The organism is Psychrobacillus sp. FSL K6-4615 (assembly GCF_038008225.1).
Classification (GTDB): Bacteria; Bacillota; Bacilli; order Bacillales_A; family Planococcaceae; genus Psychrobacillus; species Psychrobacillus psychrotolerans.
In genome coordinates, this window is record NZ_JBBOYQ010000001.1 from 3,262,316 (window position 1) to 3,285,689 (window position 23,374).

Sequence of the window (23,374 nt, forward strand, 5' to 3'; positions counted from 1 at the left end):
GGTTTTTGAGAGTTCGTATACTTTTAAACTGCACTAATACATTTTGCTTTTGCCGCTAACTTTAACGATCCTCTTCTTCCCAACATTCCGTGTTCTTTAACCCAGGAATTGTTTTTGCATAAAATACTGGATTTACTCCCTTTTTACGTTGTTTCGTATAATCATTAAGCACTTGAAATGCTGTCTTTCCAAGTAAAAGTATCACTGCAATATTCAATATCGCCATTAGTCCCATGAATAGATCCGCTAAGTTCCATACGAGTTGTACATGTGCGATAGAACCAAACATCACCATAACTAGTACTAGCATACGGTAACCGGTCATCCAACCCTTATGCGCATGGATAAATTCAATATTCGTTTCACCATAATAATAATTTCCTATGATAGAACTGAACGCAAAGAAGATAATTGCAATCGCGATAAAGTATGGCGCCCAACTACCAACATGTTCGGCCAATGAGTTTTGAGTTAACACGATTCCATCATTTTCTCCGGTCTTATAGAGACCCGCCAAAATAATTATGAAAGCAGTCGCTGAACAAATAATTATAGTATCAAAGAATACTCCTAGACTTTGTACTAAGCCCTGTTTAGCAGGATGTGAAATACTTGCAGTCGCTGCCGCATTTGGCACACTCCCCATACCAGCTTCATTGGAGAATAGTCCACGACGTACCCCTTGCATGATTGCAGCACCAAGAGTTCCTCCTGCTGCTTCTCGAAGACCAAATGCTTCCGTAAAGATCAAGCTAAATACTGCTGGAATTTCTGTAAAATTCGTCACCACGACATACATCGCGACGATTAAATAAAATATAGCCATTACTGGCACGATGACTTGTGTCACCTTAACAATTCTATGTACTCCTCCAAATATAATGGTTGCGGTTAACAGTACTAGCAAAATACCTATTACATAAGGCTGGATACTAAATACATCCCCTACTGAAGCAGCGATTGTATTAGATTGAACCGCATTAAAGATAAAGCCAAAGCATAGCGTTAATAGAATACTAAATATGATTGCTAATTTGCGTGTGCCCAATGCTTTCTCCATATAATATGCAGGTCCACCTCTAAAAGTATCTCCGTCCTTCACCTTATAAACTTGGGCAAGTGTACTTTCGATAAAAGCAGTTGCCATCCCGATAATTGCAATAATCCACATCCAAAAAACAGCCCCTGGTCCACCAACACCAATTGCCAGTGCTACACCAGTAATGTTCCCAGTCCCTACACGGGAAGCTGTACTAATGGTAAAAGCTTGAAATGGTGATACCCCTCCTTTTTCTTCCTTTTTTTCAACAATCAGTCGGAACATTTCTCCAAACAGACGAAATTGTACAAACTTCGTACCAATAGTAAAGTACAGTCCAGCGATTATTAACAAAGCTATCAATATGTAAGTCCATAAAATATTATTTACTCCATCGACTAAGTTCCCTAACCAGTCCATAATTTTCTCCTCCAATTTTATTAACTTTGTTTATATACCCTTTTCACCCATTATAAAAACCAATAGAATAATTCCTATTGGTTTAGTGGAATGGCATTATTATATTTTAGGCTTGATGTCCTTCTTCTTCTACTACTTTTTGTAAGGCTCCAACAAATGTTTCCGTTGGTTGAGCTCCTGAAATGGCATACTTGTCATTTATGACAAAGAAAGGTACTCCACGGACTCCGATTTGTCCTGCTTTAGCAATGTCTATACGTACATCTGCTAAGTATTCCTTAGAGTTTAATACTTTTTCTGCTTCTTCTCTTGATAGATCAAGCGATTCCATCAGATCCAACAGTACATCATTATTTCCAATTGCTTTCCCTTCGATAAAATAAGCATGTAGCAATAGCTCGTTAGCCTCTTTTGCTTTACCTTGTGCAGATGCCCATTTTACTAACCGATGTGCATCTAAAGTGTTGGCAGGCTTCATTTTTTCAAAATTATAATCAAGACCTACAGTTTTTGCTTGCTCTACTACTCCTGCTGTCATCGTTTTTGCAGCTTCTACAGTAGAACCATATTTTTCTGCTAGCACTTCATACATCGTTTTATCTGATTGTTTTGGTGTATTCGGATCTAATTCAAAGCTTTTAAATTCTACTTGAGCTTGTGAAGCAAAACCGGTTTGTTCTAAAGCTTCTTCTAACCTTCTCTTTCCAATATAACAAAAAGGACATACAAAATCGGACCAAACTTCAATTTTCATTATCATCATCACCTCTTCTACATTGTAATAGGAACAAATCTTGAATTCAAAATTACTGCCTCATAATATGTGTGGACTAAATTAAGAAAATAAACGAGCAGTTATCTCAAATATTCCACTAAACTAACAACCAATATATAACCGCAAATAAATCCCTTTAAACGGGAGGGGATACTTGAGGTGAAATTACCTATAATAGAAAAAACGATGCAAATTAAATGCATCGTTTTTTAGCCATTTTTATTCAGCTAAAGCTTCTGTAAGAGCCGGTACTACTTGTTTTTTACGGGATACTACACCTTTTAGAAGGGCGGTATTATTTACAAATGGCACATTGAATGCCGCTTCTGCTTTTAACGCTAATTTTCCTAGAGCTAATGCTACAGAATCGTTATTTAGGATGTCCGTTACAACAAAGAAGAATAAATCTAATTCTTTTTCTTGGATTTCACGTGTGATTAACTCTTCTAGTTCAACTTGACGATCCATTACATCATTGACATCTACAGCATTTACTTGTGCAATGATTACTTTCGATTCGCCCATTCCAAACTCTTTAGCATCTAGTGTAAGCAGGTCTTCTAAGCTCTTGTCACTTAAATCTGCCCCTGCTTTTAACATTGCAAGTCCATACTCTTCTACATTGACTCCAGCAATTTTTTCCAACTCTCTTGCAGCTACTATATCTTCCTCTGTGCAAGTAGGTGATTTGAATAATAATGTGTCTGAGACAATGGCAGAAAGCATTAATCCTGCAATATTTGCAGGCACTTCTATGCCTTTTTCTTTATATATTTTATTGATAATTGTTGCTGTACAGCCTACTGGCTCAGCGCGATAATATAGTGGGTCAGCTGTTTCAAAGTTTGCGATACGGTGATGATCGATTACTTCTGTTATTTGAACCTCTTCTATGCCCTCTGCACTTTGTTGTTTTTCGTTATGATCAACTAAAATGACCTTTTTTGCTTCTGTCGATACGTTTTCTATAAGTCTTGGTGAGTCGAAGCCAAATTTTTCTAAAGCAAACTTCGTTTCATTATTTATATCACCTAAACGAACCGCCTCTGCTTCCATACCAATCTGATTTTTTAAGTGTGCATAAACGATTGCTGATGTAATTGTGTCTGTATCTGGGTTTTGATGACCAAAAACGAGTACCTTTGTCATGAATAATCCTCCTAAAATCTATTTCCGATTATATTTTATCATACATCTTGGGTGTCATTGAAAAGTAAATCTGCTAGTTTATGCTTTTGATGCAGATAATCTTGAAGCGTATATTCGTCTAACACCTTTAAATAAGCATTCAGCGCTAAGCGAAGGGTTGCCCGTAGCCCACAAACTGGGGTTATAACACAACTATTCGTTTGACAATCAAAGCATTCGACGAGATGAAAATCGTCCTCTGTATGCCTTACGACTTGTCCTATATTAATATCCTCCGGTTCCATCGCTAAACGGATGCCGCCACCTCTACCTCTAACAGTTTGTATATATCCAAGCTTTCCAAGTTCATGGGTCACTTTCATCAAATGGTTTTTAGAAATACCATATGCATCTGATATAGCTTGTATTGTAGAGAGTTTATCCTTTTCCTGTGCTCCAAGGTATATTAACACGCGAAGTGAGAAATCTGTATACATAGTCATTCTCATATTGCCACCGCCATTCTTCCATATCATTATAACGATTTTGACAACATTGTGGTATAAATGTGTCTGATTTATTAAAGATGTATTTTAAATATTGCTTTTAAAAAATTACAAGAGTATATTGTGGATATAAACAAAGAAAAGGACGTGGATTAGAATGTTATCTCAAAAAACAATTGATATTGTAAAATCTACTGCACCGGTTTTAGAAGTCCATGGTGTCGCTATTACCACCGCTTTCTACAAAAATATGTTTAAAGCTCATCCAGAATTATTAAATATATTCAATCATGCCAACCAAGCAAAAGGACGTCAACAAACTGCATTAGCGAATACCGTTTATGCTGCTGCTGTTCATATTGATAATCTTGCTGCAATCATTCCTGTAGTAAAACAAATTGGCCAAAAACATGTAAGCTTAGGTATCAAACCTGAACATTATCCAATCGTTGGTGAGCATCTTCTTGGTGCTATTAAAGAAGTACTAGGTGATGCAGCAACCGATGATATTATCAATGCTTGGGCAGAGGCATACGGAGTAATTGCTGATGCATTTATCGGTATTGAGGAAGAAATGTATACTGCTACGGAATCCAAGCAAGGCGGTTGGAGATTCTTCAAGGATTTCGTTATTGCCGAAAGAGTAAAAGAAAGTGATAATATCACTTCTTTCTACTTAAAACCTGCTGATGGTTCAGTAGTTCCATCTTATGAACCTGGTCAATTTATCACGATTCGAGTGAGTATTCCTGGTGAAAAATACTTGATGAATAGACAATATAGTTTATCAAAAGCTGCGGACAATGAATCTTTCCGTATTTCTGTAAAAAAAGAGGATGAAAATAACCCAGAGGGTAAAGTATCGGTTCACCTTCACAATAATGTGAAAGTTGGCGATAAAGTAGAGCTTACCGCTCCAGCGGGAGATTTCGTTTTAGATCCATCACAAACAACACCAGTTACTTTTGTAAGTGGTGGGGTTGGAATCACACCAATGATGAGTATGTTTGAGACGGTTGCAAAAAACAACCAGAGCCGTCCTGTATCCTTTATCTATAGTGCCCGCAATGAGAACTTGCATCCATTTGACCTAGATATCCGTTCTTTATCGGAAAATATGGATGATGCAAAATATGTAACACTTTACTCCGAAAGTGGCGATGGTTTTATCACGAAAGACGTGCTTAAAGAACATACTATTGCAGATGGTGACGTTTACGTTTGTGGTCCAACAGGATTTATGGAATCTATGATCAACTACTTATTGGAATTAGGAGTTCCAAATGAAAGAATTCATTATGAATTCTTTGGACCTGCCATACAATTAGAGCTGGCAAACGCTTAATAAAATAATCTCAAAAAAGTGTCACTTCTATATGGAGTGACACTTTTTTATAATGGAATAATTATACATTGCGAGAGATGTGAAGTTATCAACAATAATGTTATAATTAGGATATATTCCTAATTCAGAAGAAATGAGTGAACATGTTCAATGCCCAAAAATTCCGAGAGCAAGTACATTCCCTTGGCAGCCTTTTTTAAACAATCGACTACCCAAGAAATTACATTAACATATGTTGAAATTGAAGCAATTATTGGTCATGTTCTGCCGAATGCCGCCTATTTAAGTAGTAGCTGGTGGAAAAAAACAAAGCCCCCTGCACTTCATTATTTTGCATGGACCGAATCTGGGTATTCTGTAAAAAACGTGGATCTTGGAAAAGCCATTCATTTCCAAAGTATTTTACATGAATCCAATGAACGAAATTCTGATGATGATAGTCAGGATATCCTTATAATTCGGGAAGCTGATTTAGAGGATGCTCGCCCTTTCATTAACTTACAAGAAACTATCTTTACCGAGACTGATTTTATGCTATTTGGAAAAGCAGATAGACAATTAACAGTCCAAAGTATCCGTAAAAGCATGAACACTTGGAAAACTTCACCAAATTCCATTTTACTTTTAGCAATTATGAACGGTCAATATGCTGGTTATGTACAGTTTATCGGAGGTCCTGCTCCCCGTGCTGTCCACCGAGCTTCCGTAGTTATCGGGGTCAAACAGGCCTTCTCTAAGAAAGGAATTGCTTCTTCACTAATGCTCCAAGGAGAGAAATGGGCAAAGGGATCTGGTATTTCTAAGCTAGAACTTACGGTTATTAAAGAAAACGCGAATGCTCAAAGACTGTATAAGAAACTGGGGTTTGAATTAGAAGGTACTCGAAAAAACGCATTGGTTATAAATGACCAATTCGTTGATGAATATTACATGGGGAAACAGATTTAAGGAAAACCAATACTTCATAATAAAAAAATTGGGTAAAAAAACGCCCGTTCCTTTAAGATCTAAATCTGTTTCTAATGTTTCCGAAGGGCTTTGGACAGACTTATTGCTCTATGATTACCGTTTGATTTTTTTAAAGAGGTTGGTAGTGACTGACGTCACTACCAACCTCTTTTTTCACAGTAATCTTACAATTTTACTGTCCGTCGCTTTCCTACAACTTTTAAAAACGGGTTAGTTCGTTTTTGGGTAACTAGAGATATGAAACTCTCCTATTCATAGTATAAGCTCACGAAGATACAATCTCGTTCGCTCTTTCGCTTCTTTATTTAGGGAGCACTTACTATTTCTCTTTAATTCCATTAGATAAGGGAAAATCCACTTTCTTCCTCAACTCCTTGTAGAATAGTTTCCCTAATTAAAAGTCGATTTTATCCTTACATTAACTTGGACTACTCTTATCATCTAAAAAACCAGTGAGGACCTAATTTCAGGTCTTCACTGGTTTTCTTGTTTTTGATACGAATGGATTATCTGTTTCCCAAAATCTATAGGGGTAATGTACAGCCTCTCCGCTGTTTTCAATGCCTATTCTCGGACCCGTTGATACAGCGGTTACTGGCTCACCCTCTGCTATATACAAAGGCTTCTCAGTCCAATGGGAACCATAATGTTCCATGGTTATACCCATGGCTTTTGTTAGCTTTCCGGGTCCGTTCGTCCACTGCTTCATCGGAAGATCATTACGGAATTCCTTCATCAATTCTAAGCCCTCTACTGGTTCCACAGCACGGATTAATATCGCATTAGGAATATCTGGAGGTGCCGAGACAACATTGATCAGGGTATGGGTGTGCATTTGATAACTGTATATCAAACCTGGCTCACCAAACATAATCTCTGTGCGCTTCGTCCTTCTATTTCCAAAACTATGCGCGGCTCGATCATCTGGTCCCATATACGCTTCCGTTTCTACAATCCTACCGATTATTAATCCACTTGGATGCTCATGAACAATATAGTTGCCTAATAATTGGCGGGCAAGCTCTAGAGTCGGTTGTTGAAAAAAACTTACATCAATTGGCTCCATATTAAATATAACCATTTTGTTTTGCTTCAAATGTTAACTCTTCCCTAAATTTCGGGTGTGCTATCGAGATAAGTTGTTTCGCACGTTCTGAAATTGGTTTTCCAAACATTTTAGCTACCCCGTACTCCGTAACAATCATATCTACATCATTTTTAGAAGTCGTAACAACTGAACCTGGACTAAGACTTAGTTTTATACGAGAAATTTCATCATTTTTTGCTGTAGAAGTCATACAAACAAAGCCTTTTCCTTCTTTAGCAAATCGAACACCACGAGCAAAGTCAGCTTGCCCACCAGTAGATGAATAGTACTTTCCAGCTACTGTTTCGGAAGCACATTGCCCGAATAGGTCAACTTCGGTAGTGGCATTAATCGAAACAATTCGCTCTTCTTTAGCAATTTCTCTTGGGTCATTCACAATACTGACAGGTAAAAACTCTACCGAAGGATTATTGTTTAGGAAGTCATACATTTTCTTTGAGCCATGAGCAAATGTTGCAATAATCTTCCCTTTATTCGTAAACTTTTGTGTGCCATCTATAGCACCAGCTTGTACTAAATCAACAATGCCATCGACGAACATTTCTGTATGAACTCCTAAATGACGATGATTTTTTAACAAGCTTACTACTGCATTGGGAATTGAGCCAATACCTATTTGGAGCGTGTCTCCATTTTTAATCGATTCCGTCACATACTCAGCAATTTTCATGTCTTTCTCACCAATAGGAGCAGCAACATCCTCGAATAAAGGACGATCATTTTCAACAAATCCTGCTATTTGGCTAATGTGTATTTGGTTTTGGCCAAAAGTACGAGGCATATGCTGGTTCACCTCTAATATAAATGGTACTGTACCGATAAACTCACTTACGATATCTGCTTGTGTTCCAAGTGAAAAGTAACCAAATTCGTCCATTGGTGAAGCAACAGCCATAATCATGGAGAGATTTGTGGAGCTTTTTAATATACGAGGCATTTCATGAAAATGATTTGGCACTAAGTCTACTAAACCTTGGTAAAACTGTTTTCTTGTTGCCCCACTTAAGAAGTAAGAGACATGGTTTAGTTGCCCAGGAAACGCACCATTCATATACTTTCTAGATTGCAATGCAAGCAGTTGATGTATTTTTACATTCTTTAATTGATGTGCTTGATCTTCTAAAATGTCCAGTAATTTATGTGGTTCCCCGTTTGTTAGTGGAAGAATAATATCTGCATTATGTGGAATCAAATCAATTACTTGTTGTGCTGTTAGTAGTTTGTTATTCATATTGGCATACTCCTATGGTATTCGATATTTTTTTATGCTCTTAGAAATCATAAAATCTACGACCTGTGGATAAACTTCTACAAATAATTATCCGTCCAGCGTTTTTCACGATTTACTCCTTGGTGCAGTCATTAGAAATCCTTCTACTTCTTTAGGATTTCTTAAAATGCATATATCTGTATTTTTGACGTCCCTTAATATGTCGAGGGTATGCGGACGTACATCCTGTGGAAATCGCCATACCCATTTTGCAAATTCCATATCCATTTTTTCCTTACAGCCCACAGCCATATCCGGACGTGTTTTACCCCGATAGATCCATGCTCTCTTCAAGACTCTGTACGTGCATAATACTCTAGAGAAATCCAAAAAGACTATTAAATCTGCATAGGAAACCCGCAACTCTAATGTCGAATCAAAATTCCCATCTATAATCCATTTATCTTTTTTTAACTCTTCTTGAATTTTTTCGCGAAATTCTGGCTTTGGTGTAGGGACCCAACCCTCATTCCAAAAAAGGGTATCGAGATGTATTAAAGGCAAACCCCATTGTTTAGATAATCGTTTGGACAATGTAGACTTACCAGCACCGCTTGAACCGATGATGAGTATGCGTTTATGTTTTAATTGATACATCCTCTGCCCCCCTTGTATAGCCATTCTTCATTTTACTATGTTTTCACCCTTAGGCAAAACAAAACCTGCTCCCAAGGAGGAACAGGTTTTGTTTTCTACTCTAATTCTATTTGTTTTGTTTCTGTGCCTAGGAACAGTACCGCCAATACTCCAATAACAATCGCAATACAGAAAATAGTGAAGATGTAGCCAATTTCATAGCCTCTCATAACTAGAGTCCCAACTAATAGAGGTCCTAAGATGCCTCCAATACGTCCAACAGAGGCGGCCATACCAGAACCAGTAGCTCGAATGACAGTTGGATATTGCTCTGGAGAATATGCGTATAAGGCTCCCCATGCCCCAAGGTTAAAGAATGATAGAAGAATTCCTGAAACCATCAATAGCGTTGTTGTCTCCGCAGAACCAAAGACGAATGCACTTGCCGCAGTTCCCAATAAATATGTAATTAATACAAATTTACGTCCTGCCTTCTCTATTAACCAAGCTGCTGAGAAATAACCCGGTAATTGAGCTATCGTCATGATCAATACATATTCAAAGCTTTTAATAAGCGTAAATCCTTTAATGACCATTACACTTGGTAACCATAGGAACATTCCATAATAGGAAAATACAACTGTAAACCATACTATCCATAACATTAACGTTCGCTTCGCATATTTCTTTGACCAAACCTCACTCATATTTTGCATAATCGTTCTAGTTTCGGACTTTTTCTCTGTATATTTAGGCGAATCGGGTAATTTTAAACGTAAGTAAATTGCATAAAATGCAGGTAATGCAGTAATTATTAAAGCAATTCTCCAACCGTAATCAGGAATAATAAAATAGGCAATGATTGCGGAAATAATCCATCCTGCGGCCCAAAAGCTTTCTAAAAGAACAACTACTTTTCCTCGTTCTTTTGCTTCCACACTTTCAGATACTAATGTTGACGCTACCGGTAGCTCTCCACCGAGACCCATTCCTACAAAGAATCTTAAAATTAAAAATGCCGCAAGTGTTGTTGTTAGTGCAGACAATCCACTTGCAATAGAAAACAACAGTAATGTAATCATAAATATTTTCTTTCGCCCTACTTTGTCTGCAAAAACTCCAAAAACAAGAGCTCCTACTGCCATTCCAATAGAGTTGACACTACCAATCCATCCCATTTGCTCTGGTGATAAATTCCAATCTATCGCTAAGGCTGCAATTACAAATGAAAGAATCCCAACGTCCATTGCATCGAACATCCATGCAAGTCCTGCTATCCCGAGTAATTTATTTTTTGATATCTTTTTTTGTTCTTTCATGCTACTTTTTCACTCCTGTCTTTACACCTGTAAAGTTTTTAGTTTACCTGTTTAGTATACGCATTCAATATCAAAGTTACAATATAAATTTTACCTTGTTTTTTCCACTTTATTAGAGTAAAATGTCCTTTATACAAATACATATGTTTGTTCAAGGAGAACAGAGAGGTGGAATACATCATGGCTTGGCAAGGACTAATCGAAGAATATAAGGAGTTTTTACCAGTAACAGAAAATACCCCTAAATTGACTTTGCTGGAGGGTAATACTCCTCTCATTAAACTAGAAAATATTTCAAAAGAATTAGGCGTCGAAGTATATGTGAAAGTAGAAGGAGCAAATCCTACTGGATCTTTTAAAGATAGAGGGATGGTTTTTGCAGTTGCAAAAGCAAAAGAAGAAGGAAGCAAAGCAGTTATTTGTGCTTCTACAGGAAATACGTCAGCCGCGGCTGCTGCTTATGCGGCTCGTGCTGGAATGCGTGCAGTTATTGTTATACCCGAAGGAAAAGTAGCTGCAGGAAAATTAGCTCAAGCATATATGTACGGAGCAGAGGTTATTCAAATAGAAGGAAACTTCGATGTAGCACTCGATATGGTACGCGCAATTAGCGAAACCTCTCCTATTACACTAGTGAACTCAGTTAACCCATATCGTATTGAAGGACAAAAGACTGCTGCCTTTGAAATTTGCGATGTGTTAGGAATAGCTCCAGACTATCTAGCAATACCAGTAGGAAACGCCGGTAATATTACGGCTTACTGGAAAGGTTTCAAAGAATATAACGACAAAAAACAAACAGGTTTACCTCAAATTTTTGGATTTGAGGCAGAGGGCTCTGCTGCTATTGTACAAGGAAAACCTATCGAATTCCCTGAAACAATTGCTACTGCAATTCGTATCGGTAATCCAGCAAGTTGGAAAGATGCTGAAGCTGCCCGCGATGAGTCTAATGGTGTCATCGAAGCTGTAACGGATGATGAAATTATCGAAGCCTATAAACTAATCGCAAGCAGAGAAGGCATCTTCGCAGAGCCTGGCTCATGCGCTTCAATAGCTGGACTACTACGTTCCGTAAAAGAAGGAAAAATAGCAGCAGGAAGTACAGTAGTTGCAGTATTAACTGGCAATGGCTTAAAGGATCCACAAACTGCAATTGATGTTAAAGTTGCTGAGCCCCATAAACTTGAAAGTAATGCTTCAGCTCTTAGCGCATTTATAGAGGAGGTGCTAGTCTAATGGTTTGGTGTATTTCAATACCAGCAAGTACAGCGAACCTTGGACCAGGCTTTGACTCCATCGGTATCGCCCTAGACAAATATTTAGAACTGGAAGTCGAATTAGGATTTGATTGGAAAATCATTAACTTGTCCGGTAATCTTCCGGATGTTCCAAACCCACTAGATCACTTAATTGTCCAAGCAGCTGAAAAAACGGCCGAGTTACATGGTTTTTCCCTTCCTCCATGCACAGTGAGAGTGAAGAGTGAAATTCCACTAGCAAGAGGAATGGGGAGCAGTGCTTCAGCCATTGTTGCTGGTATTGAGTTAGCCAATCAAATTATGGAGTTACATCTAACTGCACAGGATAAACTAAAAGTTGCAACACTAATGGAAGGACATCCTGACAATGCAGCAGCTTCCATTTATGGAGGTTTTACCATCTCTTCTAATGCAACAAACGGGGAGATAAATGTGTTTCATGCAAATCACATCGAGGCCTCATTTGTGTTATTTATACCCAACTTTGAATTAAAAACAACAATGGCGAGACAAGTTTTACCGGATTCTTATTCACGTCAAGAAGCAGCACAAGCAAGTGCAATCGCAAACTTATTAACTGCCGCTTTCCTATCATCAGCTTTTGAACAGGTTGGAACTTATATGGAACAAGATTTGTTTCACGAGCCTTACCGACTTGATATGATTCCACAGAGCAAAGAGATAAAAATAGCAGCTAAACAAGCGGGTGCTTATGGAACTTGTATCAGTGGTGCAGGACCTACCCTGCTCTCGTTAGTGGAAAAAGGAACAGAACAGGATTTCATCTCTAAGTTAAAAGGTCAATTCCCTGATTTTAATCTCGTTGAAGTACCTATGAATCGCACAGGTATTGTCGTTACGATTAAAGATACAGAGAATGCCCACTAAAGGAAACTTTCACTAGTCAGAAGTTATACATTCCATTATAAAAGGCAGTGCAACTTCGTTTGAAGGTTACACTGCCTCAGTTTGACGACAAAGGTATTTTTATAAATGGTTATGAATAGTAATAAATATCCACAAGGGATTTATTTACTGAAAAGGGAATATATTGCATACTCTGTTGGAACTGTTTATAAGGCAAGGTCCACCACGAAGACTCCTATGGGAATAGCTTGAGCTGAAGACCCCGCAGGAACGTAGTGACGAGGAGGCTGAAGCCAAGCCCATGGAAAGCGAAGTGATGGGCATTGCCGAGTTTAATATTCAACTCTATAAAATTAAGTTTGTCTATAGTCTGAGGCAGTGCAACTTCGTTTGAAGGTTACACTGCCTTTTTATGATTGAGCTTTTATTAAGCTAGGAGAACAAGACTTAAGGCCATTACTGCCATTCCTGCAACGAGTCCATAAATAGATGAATGGGTTTCATCATATTTTTTCGCTGCTGGCAATAACTCATCTAAAGAAATAAAGACCATAATCCCCGCTACTCCGGCAAATATTACTCCAAACATGACTCCATTTAAATAGGGCATCAGTATTAAATAAGCTACGAACGCTCCAACCGGTTCCGCTAAGCCAGACAAGAAAGATAACTTGAAAGCTTTCTTACGACTACCAGTTGCATAATATATAGGAACTGCTACAGCAATTCCTTCCGGTATATTGTGAATAGCTACGGCAACGGCAATTGCAATCCCTAAATTGGGATCTTGTAGAGCAGATGCAAAGGTTGCAATTCCCTCTGGAAAATTATGAATCCCTATTGCAAGTGCTGTAAAGACACCCATTTTCATGAGTTTTGTCTGCTCAGCATTACTGATTTTGACATCCATATCTTCTACACTTTTAACTTCATGTGGGTTACCAAGACTAGGTATTAATCGGTCAATTACCGCAATTACGAACATCCCACCGAAAAAACCAACTAATGTCATCCAATACCCATTTGTCTCTCCAAGTTCAGCAACGAGAGAGTCCTTAGCTTTCACAAAAATTTCTACCAAGGATACATAAATCATGACACCTGCTGAGAAACCTAGTGCAACGGATAAAAATTTAGTATTTGTGCGAGATGTCAATAATGAAAGTAGACTACCAATACCAGTTGCCAGACCAGCAAATAATGTAAGTAATAAAGCAAACGCTACATTTCCATCCATTGACCCAACTTCTTTCTATTTATCGATTTTCATTTATTATACGCAAAATGTTTCCTTTGCGCAACTCTTTTCAACTAGTGAAAATATAATTTTTTTATTTTTACGAATTCTACAAATTTATTACTAATTATGGAGACATCACTTAGTTATTTATTACTTCCCTAAGCAACAGTGGTTTAACCTATAAGTGATGTTATTAAACAAAAAAGCATTGGAAGAAGTGTATACCACTTAATCCAATGCTAATTTTTTTATCATAATATGACTACTTTTGTTATTATATTCTATTCCACAACAGTATAACTACCATGTTCCATAGCAATTACAAATTCAGGCTGTGGTGGTTTTCCACCATGCTCTTTTATTTTCTTTTTATGTCCGGCAATATGCTCAGGACTCTTTTCCCATGCTTTCCAAGCCTCTTCTGATTCCCAACGAACAATCATTACTACTTCTTCTTCACCTCGACGAACATTCTTAACTAATAACTCACGCCCGATGAATCCTTCACGTTGTTCAATCAATGATGGACCTTGATCTGGTTTCTTCTTAAAACGTTCAAGAATCTTATCGGCATTTCCTTCTGTCACTGTCCATTTACGAATTTGTACTAACATTTCTATTCCCCCATTTTTATCTTAGCGATTGTGTTTTTAATTTTGTGTATCAATTGGTTTTTCTTCATTAATTGTGTCTTGAGTTGTGGGTTCTTCTACTTCATATAGTTCAAATAACTGTGCAAACTCTTCCATAAGAGTTTCTACTGCCTTCAATTCACCAACTATAATCGGATTAATCGATTGTAATTCAGGAGTTTCTAATTGCTTCTTTAATGCGTTTGATTTCATATTCATCATATCATAAAACGCTAACGCTCTCCCACGTCGGAACGTTTTCGCACCATGTCTTTTTTCTTTGTCTTCTGCTTGTATTGGTCTTCCTCCACGTCTATCCCCCCGATGATTTTCGTCTCGGTCATGTCTCCCTCGAGGATGTGATTCACTTCTCATACAAAGCCCCCTTTGTATACGTTTGTATACTTATATATATTGTATACAAACGTATACATCGAGTCAATCAATTAACTCAATTCAAATACAATCAATACTTTCTATTCGCTAAATAATTCCCAATATTAATCCAATCTTGCTCAAGAAAGTCGCGATTGGAAGGTCTATAAAACACAGAGGCAGGGTGGTAGGTAGGAATAATCATATAGCTTTCGTCCGACCATACAAATTCAATAGAATCTAGTGATTTTAAGTGACGTACTGGTCGATGAAGCAGCTCTCCATGTAACTTGGAAACCTTTGCCTCTTTTCCTAACAAACGCTTTAAACCTACATTCCCTAACGTAACAATAATATTAGGGACAATATTTTTTAGTTCATAATCTAATATGGGTGCATGTGCCACTATTTCTAATTGGGTTGGTGGGCGATTATACTTTTTTTGTATTAACTCACCATTACGAGTCTTCTTATCTCTCCATACATACGGCCGGCTACGAACTGCACTAGTCATATATACGTCTTCTCTGGTCAATCCAATACTTTCTAATGACTTGTTGAGTTCGTCACCTGCTCTACCGATAAATGGAACCCCTTTTATAGCCTCATTCTCTCCAGGAGCTTCGCCTATAAGTAAGATACTTGGTTTTTTAGGTCCCTTCCCTTTAACAAACCCTTCTACAGGAAAACCCTCTATCCGGTTGATCCCAAGTTTAATAAGCTCCTTTGGTATTTCAAACATATACCCCACTCCTTAGAAAAAACCTTTCCAACGAGGAAAGGTTTCTACTCTGTATACTTTTTAAAAACTCTGTTTCTGTATTCATACCACAATGCTACGATGACAAACCAAGAATACCCAATCATCCACCCAGCTAAAACATCTGAAGCATAATGCCTATGTTCCGCAATCCGTGAAAGTCCAACCATTATGGTAGCAAGTATAGCGACTAACCAAATTAGAACTCGTTTCGGTTTACTCGACTGATGCTCTGTTAAAAAGTAGGCAATGGTAAATAAATATAAAAGGCCCACCATGGCATGTCCAGATGGAAAGCTAAAGGTCTCCAGCTGTTGTGGAATATTTGGTCGTTCTCTTTCCACCCACTTTTTAAGCATTTGATTCAGAACATTTCCAAACCCTACAGAGAGTAAAACAAAAAGCATTCCTCGATAATTTTTTGAGCGTAACCAAAGATAAATAACTAATAACAGCGTGACAAATATAATAAATTTAGTGTCCCCGAAATTATGAAAAAATCCTATAATATTATTATCTCCAAATATTTGGGACATTTGATTATCAAACTGTGCTATTTCTTTTGAATTGAAATATACGAACAGTGCTGCAAAACCTAATAATGTTACCAGACTAAGTGGATAAAACCATTTCTTCAAAAAATCCCTCCTATCCCATAACAAAATTATAAGCTAGTAATATATGGATGTACAATGAATACCTACCCTTTAAGCAGAATCTGTTTATAGTCTTCGAAAGACCTGCGTGCAGAATTCCGGCTAATTATTAACCGAGTTATTCTGATGGAGATTATGAGAAGTTGGAAAATCAGGTGGGATGATTGAGCCAGATAAGACATCAAATGGCACGTTAGAGATGATACCGGCTTATCGATCCTCATAAACGTATAAAAAAAGAACTACTCTACTCGTTTACACGAATAGAGTAGTTCTGGTTACTATGAATTATTTTAATTCATCTAAGATTTCTTGTAATTTTGCTGTTTCAGTTGTTACACCGTTGCTTGAGAAGTACCAGTTCGTACCATCTAAGTATACGATTTTGCCTTCTTTATAAGCACGAGTTTGTTTAATAATATCATTTTCGATATCCGCTTTAATCGTTTCTACATCCGAAACTGTGCGGTCAATTACTAATAATACTTCTGGATCTACTGAAAGTATTGACTCATAAGAAAAGTCTGATCCGTGTGAAGATGCTTCAATATCAGTTGTTGCTGGTTTGAAACCGAAATCATTGTACACATATGCAAAACGTGATTCTGCACTGTTATCAAAGCCAGACATTTTTTTGTCATTATACATAGCAACTAATGCATTTTCATAGCCAGTTGCTTTTTCTTTCACTTCATCTACTTTTTCTTGTAATGCAGCTTTTAGCTCTTCACCTTTTTCCACTTTATCAAACATATTAGCCGCTAAGTCTACTGTTTCATAAACTGCATCAATATAGTTAGAGTTATCTGAACCGATAAATACTACATTTGGTGTAATTTCTTTTAACTCTTCATAGAAGGCTGTTTGACGACCAGAGATAAAAATTATATCTGGATCTGCAGCTGCAACTGCTTCGAAGTTAATAGATTTTAAAGTACCAACATCAGCAATATCATCACTTGGTGCATACTTTTCTTTCAAGTGTTCTGGAATATTCCCTTGACCACCGTTAGCTGCTACACCTACGATACCTTCAACACCTAAAGCATCAAGAGTATCTAAGAAACCGTAGTCTAAAGAGATAATGCGCTTAGGCTCTTCTTCTAATGTAATATCTTCAAAAGTAACTGAAGCACCTTCTTCTGTTTCACGAGCAGTACTTAAAGAAGATACCGTCATCGGATATGCTGACTCTTCTGCTACATCTTTTTCTGTATCACTCGCTTCGTTTGTTTCAGTTGCCTTTGGTGTTTCTGTTTCTTCTGATCCACATGCAGCTAACATTAATGCTAATGCAGCAGCAGTAATTATATTCCATTTCTTCATGCTAAATTTCTCCTCCTAAATAAATGCTCTTTCAAGTTTTGATTGATAATGAAAATCATTCTCAATCAACTACCTCAAATTCTAATTTAGTTTGCTTCAATTGTCAAATACTATCTTGAAAATTAATTGTGTGAATTAAAATAGACGCAAATTCTACATCCATCTTGCACTTGAACAGGAATGTGCATATCATACACTTCACGTAAAGATTCTGAGTTGATAATCTCTTCCGTAGGACCATCTTTTACTAGACGTCCATTTTTTAATGCAACAATTCGGTCTGAATAGACAGAGGCAAAGTTAATATCATGCAATACGATTACAACTGTTTTACCTAGCTCATCCACCAATTTACGCAAAATTTTCATAATTTGTACAGAATGCTTCATATCGAGATTGTTTAAGGGTTCATCAAGCAAAATATATTCAGTATCTTGCGCAATAACCATCGAAATAAATGCACGCTGTTTTTGACCACCCGAAAGCTCATCTAAAAACATATCTTGCATATCTGTTAAGTTCATATAATCTAACGCTTGGTCAACGAATTTGTGATCTTCTGCGTTTAACCGGCCTTTTGAATACGGATAACGCCCAAAAGCTACAAGTTCCCTAACAGTTAAACGAATATTAAAATGATTTGCTTGCTTCAAAATTGCAACACGTTTTGCAAATGCATCAGACTTCATTTTCTTTACGTTTGATTGATCTAACAATACTTCTCCTGTATCCGCATCTAACAATCGACTTACCATTGATAATAGCGTTGATTTACCCGCACCATTAGGTCCAATAAAGGACGTAATGGCTTTCGAGTGAATTTTTAGAGTGACATCTTCGACAACAGTTTTTTTCCCAAAGCTTTTAGAAAGCCTTTTAATCTCAATCATGCCGCTTTCCTACTTTCCTTTAGTAATAAGTATATAAAGTAAAGACCACCGATAAAGTTAATAATGACACTAATCGTTGTTGTTAAATTAAATACATGTAGCACTAAAAATTGTCCGCCGACTAATGCAATAATGCTTATTAAGCTTGCACCTATTATTAAGACTGAATGTTTGTATGTAGCAAAATATTGATATGCCAAGTTAGAAACTATTAAACCTAAGAACGTAATTGGTCCGACCAACGCTGTGGATACAGCTATTAAAATCGAAGATAAAATCAGAATATGTAATACCATTTTGTCATAGTCAATGCCTAAGTTCATAGCATTATCACGCCCTAAAGCCATAACATCTAACTTATGTAATATGCGTGAACCATAAAGAAATGCTAAAACTAAAATACCTGCGGATAAAAATAGCAATTCTGTTTTTACGTTCATAAAGCTCGCAAACAATCGAGCTTGTAAACTTTCATATTCTACAGGATCAATTATTACCTGCATAAAGGTACCTAAGCTTCCTAGTAGTGTACCGAGAACCATCCCTGCTAATAGTAGTAAAAAAATTGGATACTTATCTGCACGGAATAAGAAACGGTATAATATTAAAGCAAATAAAACCATCGCTATAATGGATACTCCAAAGTTTAAGTAGCGGCTTACAACAAAAATCGAAGTCGATCCTAACGCAAAGTAAATAATCGTTTGAACTATCTCATACATAGAGTCAATACCCATAACCGATGGAGTTAATAGTCGATTGTTTGTTACGGTTTGGAACGCTATAGAAGCAAAAGCAATCGCTGTTCCTGTAATAACCATCGCAAACATTCGTTCTAAACGTTTCGGAAATGCATAACTAAACCCGCCTTGGATATTATAAAAAGCAAATAACAGCATACAAATAATTGCAATAACTGCTAATATAATTAGCTTCGTACTATTTTTGCGCATATGCTTTCCCCCTAAACAACATAATTAAGAAGATCACACTACCGATTACTGCAACGGTTGTGTTAACGGGAATTTCATATGGATGTACGATTAAGCGGCTAATAATATCACAGAACAATAAAAATGCTGCACCCATAAAAATAGTATGGGGTATCGTTTTACGTAAATTATCCCCTAAATAAAGAGAAACAAGGTTTGGCACTATTAATCCCAAGAACGGAATTACACCAACAGTTAAAATAACTGTTGTCGTAATAATAGCCACAATTATTAAACCAATATTCAACACCGTTCGATAACTTAAACCTAGATTTTTAGCAAAATCCTCACCCATACCTGCAACAGTAAACTTATTGGCATATATATAAGCAATAATGATCGCTGGTACAGCTACATATAGAAGCTCATAGCGCCCAGATACAACTAACGTGAAACTTCCTTGGAAAAACGCATCTACATTTTGTAAAATGTTTGCTTCGTATGCTAAGAAAGTAGATAGTGCTCCAATAACATTTCCGTACATAATTCCGATAAGTGGAACAAACACTGCATCTTTGAACTTAATACGCTCAAGTAACTGCATAAAGATAAATGTACCAATTAAAGCAAAAGCAAAACTAAAAAGGATTTGTCCAATATAAGATAAACCTGTAAAGAATATCATTGATATGATAATCCCTAATTTTGCTGCATCTAATGTACCAGCCGTTGTTGGCGACACAAATTTATTTCGACTTAAACTTTGCATGATTAAACCTGCGATACCCATCCCTGCGCCAGCTAAAATTATAGCTAATAATCTTGGTAAACGACTTATTAAGAAAATCTGTGTCTCTAACGATTCCCAATTAAGCAAATGACTCGGTTTTATGTCAATCGCACCAATAAATAGCGAAATAACTGACAGGATGATCACTGTAACTATCAACATCCACAGTCTCATTTTAAACCCCATATTTCTTTTATTCTCAGACGATAGTGAAATTTCTTCCACACTGAGTAAACATTTATTTATTGTATATAGAAGATATTTTTATAATAAACAGCATTGAAAATCATTATCAATTACCATCAATTTAATTATAGCATCCTGACTATTTAAGTCAATGTCTAAATGAAAACGCTTGTCATTTAGATATAGGAATGAGTGACTATTCCCCTATATTAATCCCACCCTATCCTACTTTGGTTTAATTAAAAAAACTGTTTCAATTGTCGAATTTCATAACAATTGAAACAGCCTATTAGCTAAAACCTATTCTATTATTTTATTAAATTGATGTAGCGCTATCAATAATCTCTTGAGGAACGACAATTCCCCCTATTTCATTGAACTTAGAGAAGTCTGTTTTAGCATCCATTTTCAGATTAATTGTTTCTCCGTCCATCGTCATATCCATATCTATCACTGTATCTAATTTGGTCGTTTGATACGAATCTTTATCAATATGGACTTCGTAGTCAACCGAGTTAATCGTAAAGTCTAAGTTAATATTTTCACCTGCAGTTAAATTTTGAAGTGCTTCATCTACTTGGTCTTTCACAAGGGCAGTAAACTCTTCACCACTGCCTTTCAGTGTTAGAATATAGGTGTCATCGTCTTGTTCAAATTCTACTTGTTCTAAATACTCTTGTAAGGGTTGCAGTTGAGTAGCTGGATCTGTTTGGTTTGCAGAACTCATGATTTGGTCTACCATTTCCTGAGGGAACTTCATCCATTGTGCAGTTGTGCCTTCATACACATACATTGCATCTTCTGTAATATAAGTCTCCATCTCAGTTTCTTGAGACTCTCCACCTTCACCCATACCCATCATTGTCGTTGTGCCCTTTTGGTGCATTTGCATTGGTTCCAGTATATATTCCATATCTAGCGCTGACTTAATGTCCAAAGTCATTTCTTCACTAGGCATTGTCATCGTCTGATTCATATCTATCGTGCCTTTAACGCTTTTTAACTCTTCAGAAACTTTCATTGACTTGTCATATACTTCTTGTAAAGTAAGTTTACTAGTTTCTGTTACCTCTTTTTCTTGTACGGGTGTTGCAGTTTCGTTACAAGCAGCTAAGCCTAATGTTAAGGTTGCTATAGATAATAGAGCTGTCCATTTCTTCATAAAAATAATCATCCCTTCTCAGTAAGATACTTACTTTACGGGATGATTACTTATAAAGTTTCACTATTTTGAATTTTACTTAACGCCACGCATATATTTTTGGATTAATGGAGTCATTACATAGAGTAATAAACCAATTACTAAAGCTACTACACCTATAACACCGAAGTATATAATTTCGTTTTCTGGTGAGTAAAATTTAACAACTTGGGCATTGATAGCCTGAGCTGACGCGTTCGTCATAAACCATAAACTCATCGTTTGTGCTGCGAATGCTCCCGGTGCAAGTTTCGTTGTAGCAGATAATCCTACTGGTGATAATAATAACTCACCTAATACTACAAGGAAGAAACTCAGTACTAGCCAGAAAGGACTAACTAGAGAGTCAGTGCCATTGAAGTAAGCTGGAATGATCATGACGATGAAGGACATCCCCGCAAAGAACAAACCAAATGAGAATTTCTTAGGAGTAGATGGTTGTCTGTCTCCTAGTTTTACCCACATCCATGCAAACACTGGTGCAAGGGCAATGATGAACAATGGATTTAATGATTGGAACCAGGCAGGTGAAATCTCAAAAGATCCAATCATTAAGTCTACTCGTTCATCTGCATACTGTGCTAAAATGTTGGACCCTTGTTCTTGAATTGCCCAGAACATCATAGCTGCAACAAATAATGGAATGTATGCCAGTAAGCGAGACTTTTCATCCTCTGTTGTTTTACTGCTTCTATACATAACGATAAAGTACAAGGTAGGAATAACAATACCTAAAATAGAAACTGTCATAATGAAACTATCAATTGTTAAAATACCTTGTTGAATCAATATGAATCCAACAATTAAAATAATGACTAAAGCAATACCAATTCTAGTTAGTACTTTTTTACGTTCATCTTTAGCCATTGGGTTTGGCACATATGTACCTGCTAACCCTAGATATTTCTTTTTAGTTACTAAAAATACGACTAAACCAATTGCCATACCTACAGCCGCAAGACCAAATCCTAAATGGAAGTTATACTCAAGACCAATTGTTCCAACGATTAATGGTGCGATAAACGCTCCCATATTAATCCCCATATAGAAAATGCTAAAACCTGAATCACGACGAGTATCTTCTTTAGAATACAGATCCCCGATAATACTTGAAATATTTGGTTTCAGCAAGCCTGTCCCAATGATGATTAATGCCATTGAGGTAAACAAAGTAGTTAAATCACCAGGGAATGCCAAGACGATATGACCGAACATGATGAGAACCCCACCATAGAATACCGTTTTCGTCGTACCGAATAGGCGGTCAGCTATCCAACCTCCAATAATTCCAGACATATAAACTAGTGAACCATACACAGCCATAATGGAGTTAGCAGTAGAACGTTCTAATCCCAATCCTCCCTGTGTTACTTCGTAATACATATAGTAGATTAGTATTGCGCGCATTCCATAGTAAGAAAAACGCTCCCAAAACTCCGTGAAAAACAATGATAGTAATGCTTTCGGATGACCAAAAAATCCCTTCTGAGGGACGGATTTAACAATCTCTTCTCTTGTTGCCATTTCTTTACCTCTTTTCTAATTTTGAAAACATTAGGAACATACACTATCGCCATATTAATGGATTACATGAAAAGTAACCTAATGCCCATAAAACTAACAAGACAATTATTATAAACTGCCCTTTTGCAATTGTCAAAAAACCTTTTATATTTCAACTAGGAAGATTTCTAGTATAAAACAGCGTAATATCAACGTTTTAATATAAAATACAGAGCATTTTTTTACTGAAATTGGAATTTTATTTATTCTATCGAATTTAATTATTTCGACTTTTGAAA

General features: G+C 36.8%; 23 protein-coding genes. 4 read left to right on the forward strand and 19 right to left on the reverse strand.

Going from position 1 to position 23,374, the window contains the following annotated elements:
• Positions 1–61: 61 nt before the first annotated feature.
• The 4 genes from MKX53_RS16325 to MKX53_RS16340 form a co-directional block, all read right to left on the reverse strand.
• Positions 62–1,459, reverse strand: coding sequence for an alanine/glycine:cation symporter family protein (locus MKX53_RS16325; RefSeq protein ID WP_093537520.1), 1,398 nt, complete (start codon positions 1,457–1,459; stop codon positions 62–64).
• A 106-nt stretch (positions 1,460–1,565) separates the two neighbouring features.
• A complete protein-coding gene (locus MKX53_RS16330; RefSeq protein ID WP_340770602.1) occupies positions 1,566–2,213 on the reverse strand; it encodes a DsbA family oxidoreductase in 648 nt (215 codons plus the stop codon).
• A 240-nt stretch (positions 2,214–2,453) separates the two neighbouring features.
• Complete coding sequence (locus MKX53_RS16335) at positions 2,454–3,383, reverse strand: manganese-dependent inorganic pyrophosphatase (protein WP_340763714.1); 930 nt, start codon at positions 3,381–3,383, stop codon at positions 2,454–2,456.
• A gap of 38 nt (positions 3,384–3,421) precedes the next feature.
• Positions 3,422–3,871: an RrF2 family transcriptional regulator gene (locus MKX53_RS16340; protein WP_093537518.1), complete on the reverse strand. Its 450-nt coding sequence runs from the start codon at positions 3,869–3,871 to the stop codon at positions 3,422–3,424.
• Positions 3,872–4,025: 154 nt separating this feature from the next.
• Here MKX53_RS16340 and hmpA point away from each other — a divergent pair, with 154 nt between their 5' ends.
• Both hmpA and MKX53_RS16350 read left to right on the forward strand, forming a co-directional pair.
• The gene (hmpA, locus tag MKX53_RS16345) at positions 4,026–5,213 is read left to right on the forward strand and encodes an NO-inducible flavohemoprotein (RefSeq protein ID WP_340912615.1); all 1,188 of its coding nucleotides are present in this window, start codon (positions 4,026–4,028) and stop codon (positions 5,211–5,213) included.
• A 183-nt stretch (positions 5,214–5,396) separates the two neighbouring features.
• Positions 5,397–6,161, forward strand: a complete 765-nt coding sequence (locus tag MKX53_RS16350; protein ID WP_340912618.1) for a GNAT family N-acetyltransferase — start codon at positions 5,397–5,399, stop codon at positions 6,159–6,161.
• Between the two features lie 487 nt (positions 6,162–6,648).
• Here MKX53_RS16350 and MKX53_RS16355 read toward each other — a convergent pair whose 3' ends face one another.
• The 4 genes from MKX53_RS16355 to MKX53_RS16370 all read right to left on the reverse strand — a co-directional run bounded on the left by MKX53_RS16355 (position 6,649) and on the right by MKX53_RS16370 (position 10,455).
• Complete coding sequence (locus tag MKX53_RS16355; RefSeq protein ID WP_340832091.1) at positions 6,649–7,248, reverse strand: DNA-3-methyladenine glycosylase; 600 nt, start codon at positions 7,246–7,248, stop codon at positions 6,649–6,651.
• Between the two features lies 1 nt (position 7,249).
• Positions 7,250–8,521, reverse strand: a complete 1,272-nt coding sequence (locus MKX53_RS16360; protein WP_340912621.1) for an acetyl-CoA hydrolase/transferase family protein — start codon at positions 8,519–8,521, stop codon at positions 7,250–7,252.
• A 105-nt stretch (positions 8,522–8,626) separates the two neighbouring features.
• Complete coding sequence (locus MKX53_RS16365) at positions 8,627–9,157, reverse strand: DNA topology modulation protein (protein ID WP_340912624.1); 531 nt, start codon at positions 9,155–9,157, stop codon at positions 8,627–8,629.
• Between the two features lie 95 nt (positions 9,158–9,252).
• The gene (locus MKX53_RS16370; RefSeq protein WP_093537513.1) at positions 9,253–10,455 is read right to left on the reverse strand and encodes an MFS transporter; all 1,203 of its coding nucleotides are present in this window, start codon (positions 10,453–10,455) and stop codon (positions 9,253–9,255) included.
• Between the two features lie 180 nt (positions 10,456–10,635).
• On the opposite strand from MKX53_RS16370, the gene thrC reads away from it, so the two are divergent.
• Positions 10,636–11,694: a threonine synthase gene (gene thrC / locus MKX53_RS16375; protein ID WP_340913382.1), complete on the forward strand. Its 1,059-nt coding sequence runs from the start codon at positions 10,636–10,638 to the stop codon at positions 11,692–11,694.
• The gene (thrB, locus tag MKX53_RS16380; protein ID WP_340912626.1) at positions 11,694–12,605 is read left to right on the forward strand and encodes a homoserine kinase; all 912 of its coding nucleotides are present in this window, start codon (positions 11,694–11,696) and stop codon (positions 12,603–12,605) included. Before thrC ends, thrB begins: the two co-directional genes overlap by 1 nt.
• A gap of 406 nt (positions 12,606–13,011) precedes the next feature.
• On the opposite strand, the gene zupT is transcribed toward thrB, so the two are convergent.
• The 11 genes from zupT to MKX53_RS16435 form a co-directional block, all read right to left on the reverse strand.
• Positions 13,012–13,821 (reverse strand): zinc transporter ZupT, encoded by an 810-nt coding sequence (gene zupT, locus MKX53_RS16385; RefSeq protein WP_093537510.1) that lies wholly within the window; start codon positions 13,819–13,821, stop codon positions 13,012–13,014.
• A 284-nt stretch (positions 13,822–14,105) separates the two neighbouring features.
• On the reverse strand, positions 14,106–14,438 hold the full coding sequence (locus tag MKX53_RS16390) for an antibiotic biosynthesis monooxygenase family protein (RefSeq protein WP_093537509.1): 333 nt from the start codon (positions 14,436–14,438) through the stop codon (positions 14,106–14,108).
• Between the two features lie 36 nt (positions 14,439–14,474).
• Positions 14,475–14,831 carry a hypothetical protein gene (locus MKX53_RS16395; RefSeq protein ID WP_340912629.1) on the reverse strand — a complete coding sequence of 119 codons (357 nt, stop codon included), beginning with the start codon at positions 14,829–14,831 and terminating at the stop codon, positions 14,475–14,477.
• Positions 14,832–14,922: 91 nt separating this feature from the next.
• Entirely contained in the window at positions 14,923–15,573 is a 651-nt protein-coding gene (locus MKX53_RS16400; RefSeq protein WP_340912632.1) for a uracil-DNA glycosylase, read from the reverse strand.
• Between the two features lie 44 nt (positions 15,574–15,617).
• The gene (locus MKX53_RS16405; protein ID WP_340912635.1) at positions 15,618–16,229 is read right to left on the reverse strand and encodes a phosphatase PAP2 family protein; all 612 of its coding nucleotides are present in this window, start codon (positions 16,227–16,229) and stop codon (positions 15,618–15,620) included.
• 306 nt (positions 16,230–16,535) lie between these two features.
• Positions 16,536–17,573: a siderophore ABC transporter substrate-binding protein gene (locus MKX53_RS16410; RefSeq protein WP_340831687.1), complete on the reverse strand. Its 1,038-nt coding sequence runs from the start codon at positions 17,571–17,573 to the stop codon at positions 16,536–16,538.
• Positions 17,574–17,695: 122 nt separating this feature from the next.
• Positions 17,696–18,463 carry an iron ABC transporter ATP-binding protein gene (locus MKX53_RS16415; RefSeq protein ID WP_093537505.1) on the reverse strand — a complete coding sequence of 256 codons (768 nt, stop codon included), beginning with the start codon at positions 18,461–18,463 and terminating at the stop codon, positions 17,696–17,698.
• Positions 18,460–19,416, reverse strand: a complete 957-nt coding sequence (locus MKX53_RS16420) for an iron chelate uptake ABC transporter family permease subunit (RefSeq protein WP_340912637.1) — start codon at positions 19,414–19,416, stop codon at positions 18,460–18,462. Before MKX53_RS16420 ends, MKX53_RS16415 begins: the two co-directional genes overlap by 4 nt.
• Positions 19,403–20,359 carry an ABC transporter permease gene (locus MKX53_RS16425; RefSeq protein WP_093537503.1) on the reverse strand — a complete coding sequence of 319 codons (957 nt, stop codon included), beginning with the start codon at positions 20,357–20,359 and terminating at the stop codon, positions 19,403–19,405. Before MKX53_RS16425 ends, MKX53_RS16420 begins: the two co-directional genes overlap by 14 nt.
• Positions 20,360–20,687: 328 nt before the next feature.
• Positions 20,688–21,533 carry a DUF6612 family protein gene (locus tag MKX53_RS16430; protein WP_340912640.1) on the reverse strand — a complete coding sequence of 282 codons (846 nt, stop codon included), beginning with the start codon at positions 21,531–21,533 and terminating at the stop codon, positions 20,688–20,690.
• Between the two features lie 75 nt (positions 21,534–21,608).
• Positions 21,609–23,096, reverse strand: coding sequence for a peptide MFS transporter (locus tag MKX53_RS16435; protein WP_340912642.1), 1,488 nt, complete (start codon positions 23,094–23,096; stop codon positions 21,609–21,611).
• Between the last annotated feature and the right edge of the window lie 278 nt (positions 23,097–23,374).

Bases quoted from the DNA above. Each gene is read 5' to 3' on its own strand.
- MKX53_RS16325 (WP_093537520.1), bottom strand. From the start codon at position 1,459: ATGGACTGGTTAGGGAACTTAGTCGATGGAGTAAATAATATTTTATGG.
- MKX53_RS16330 (WP_340770602.1), bottom strand. From the start codon at position 2,213: ATGAAAATTGAAGTTTGGTCCGATTTTGTATGTCCTTTTTGTTATATT.
- MKX53_RS16335 (WP_340763714.1), bottom strand. From the start codon at position 3,383: ATGACAAAGGTACTCGTTTTTGGTCATCAAAACCCAGATACAGACACA.
- MKX53_RS16340 (WP_093537518.1), bottom strand. From the start codon at position 3,871: ATGAGAATGACTATGTATACAGATTTCTCACTTCGCGTGTTAATATAC.
- hmpA (WP_340912615.1), top strand. From the start codon at position 4,026: ATGTTATCTCAAAAAACAATTGATATTGTAAAATCTACTGCACCGGTT.
- MKX53_RS16355 (WP_340832091.1), bottom strand. From the start codon at position 7,248: ATGGAGCCAATTGATGTAAGTTTTTTTCAACAACCGACTCTAGAGCTT.
- MKX53_RS16360 (WP_340912621.1), bottom strand. From the start codon at position 8,521: ATGAATAACAAACTACTAACAGCACAACAAGTAATTGATTTGATTCCA.
- MKX53_RS16365 (WP_340912624.1), bottom strand. From the start codon at position 9,157: ATGTATCAATTAAAACATAAACGCATACTCATCATCGGTTCAAGCGGT.
- MKX53_RS16370 (WP_093537513.1), bottom strand. From the start codon at position 10,455: ATGAAAGAACAAAAAAAGATATCAAAAAATAAATTACTCGGGATAGCA.
- thrC (WP_340913382.1), top strand. From the start codon at position 10,636: ATGGCTTGGCAAGGACTAATCGAAGAATATAAGGAGTTTTTACCAGTA.
- thrB (WP_340912626.1), top strand. From the start codon at position 11,694: ATGGTTTGGTGTATTTCAATACCAGCAAGTACAGCGAACCTTGGACCA.
- zupT (WP_093537510.1), bottom strand. From the start codon at position 13,821: ATGGATGGAAATGTAGCGTTTGCTTTATTACTTACATTATTTGCTGGT.
- MKX53_RS16390 (WP_093537509.1), bottom strand. From the start codon at position 14,438: ATGTTAGTACAAATTCGTAAATGGACAGTGACAGAAGGAAATGCCGAT.
- MKX53_RS16395 (WP_340912629.1), bottom strand. From the start codon at position 14,831: ATGAGAAGTGAATCACATCCTCGAGGGAGACATGACCGAGACGAAAAT.
- MKX53_RS16400 (WP_340912632.1), bottom strand. From the start codon at position 15,573: ATGTTTGAAATACCAAAGGAGCTTATTAAACTTGGGATCAACCGGATA.
- MKX53_RS16410 (WP_340831687.1), bottom strand. From the start codon at position 17,573: ATGAAGAAATGGAATATAATTACTGCTGCTGCATTAGCATTAATGTTA.
- MKX53_RS16415 (WP_093537505.1), bottom strand. From the start codon at position 18,463: ATGATTGAGATTAAAAGGCTTTCTAAAAGCTTTGGGAAAAAAACTGTT.
- MKX53_RS16420 (WP_340912637.1), bottom strand. From the start codon at position 19,416: ATGCGCAAAAATAGTACGAAGCTAATTATATTAGCAGTTATTGCAATT.
- MKX53_RS16425 (WP_093537503.1), bottom strand. From the start codon at position 20,359: ATGAGACTGTGGATGTTGATAGTTACAGTGATCATCCTGTCAGTTATT.
- MKX53_RS16430 (WP_340912640.1), bottom strand. From the start codon at position 21,533: ATGAAGAAATGGACAGCTCTATTATCTATAGCAACCTTAACATTAGGC.
- MKX53_RS16435 (WP_340912642.1), bottom strand. From the start codon at position 23,096: ATGGCAACAAGAGAAGAGATTGTTAAATCCGTCCCTCAGAAGGGATTT.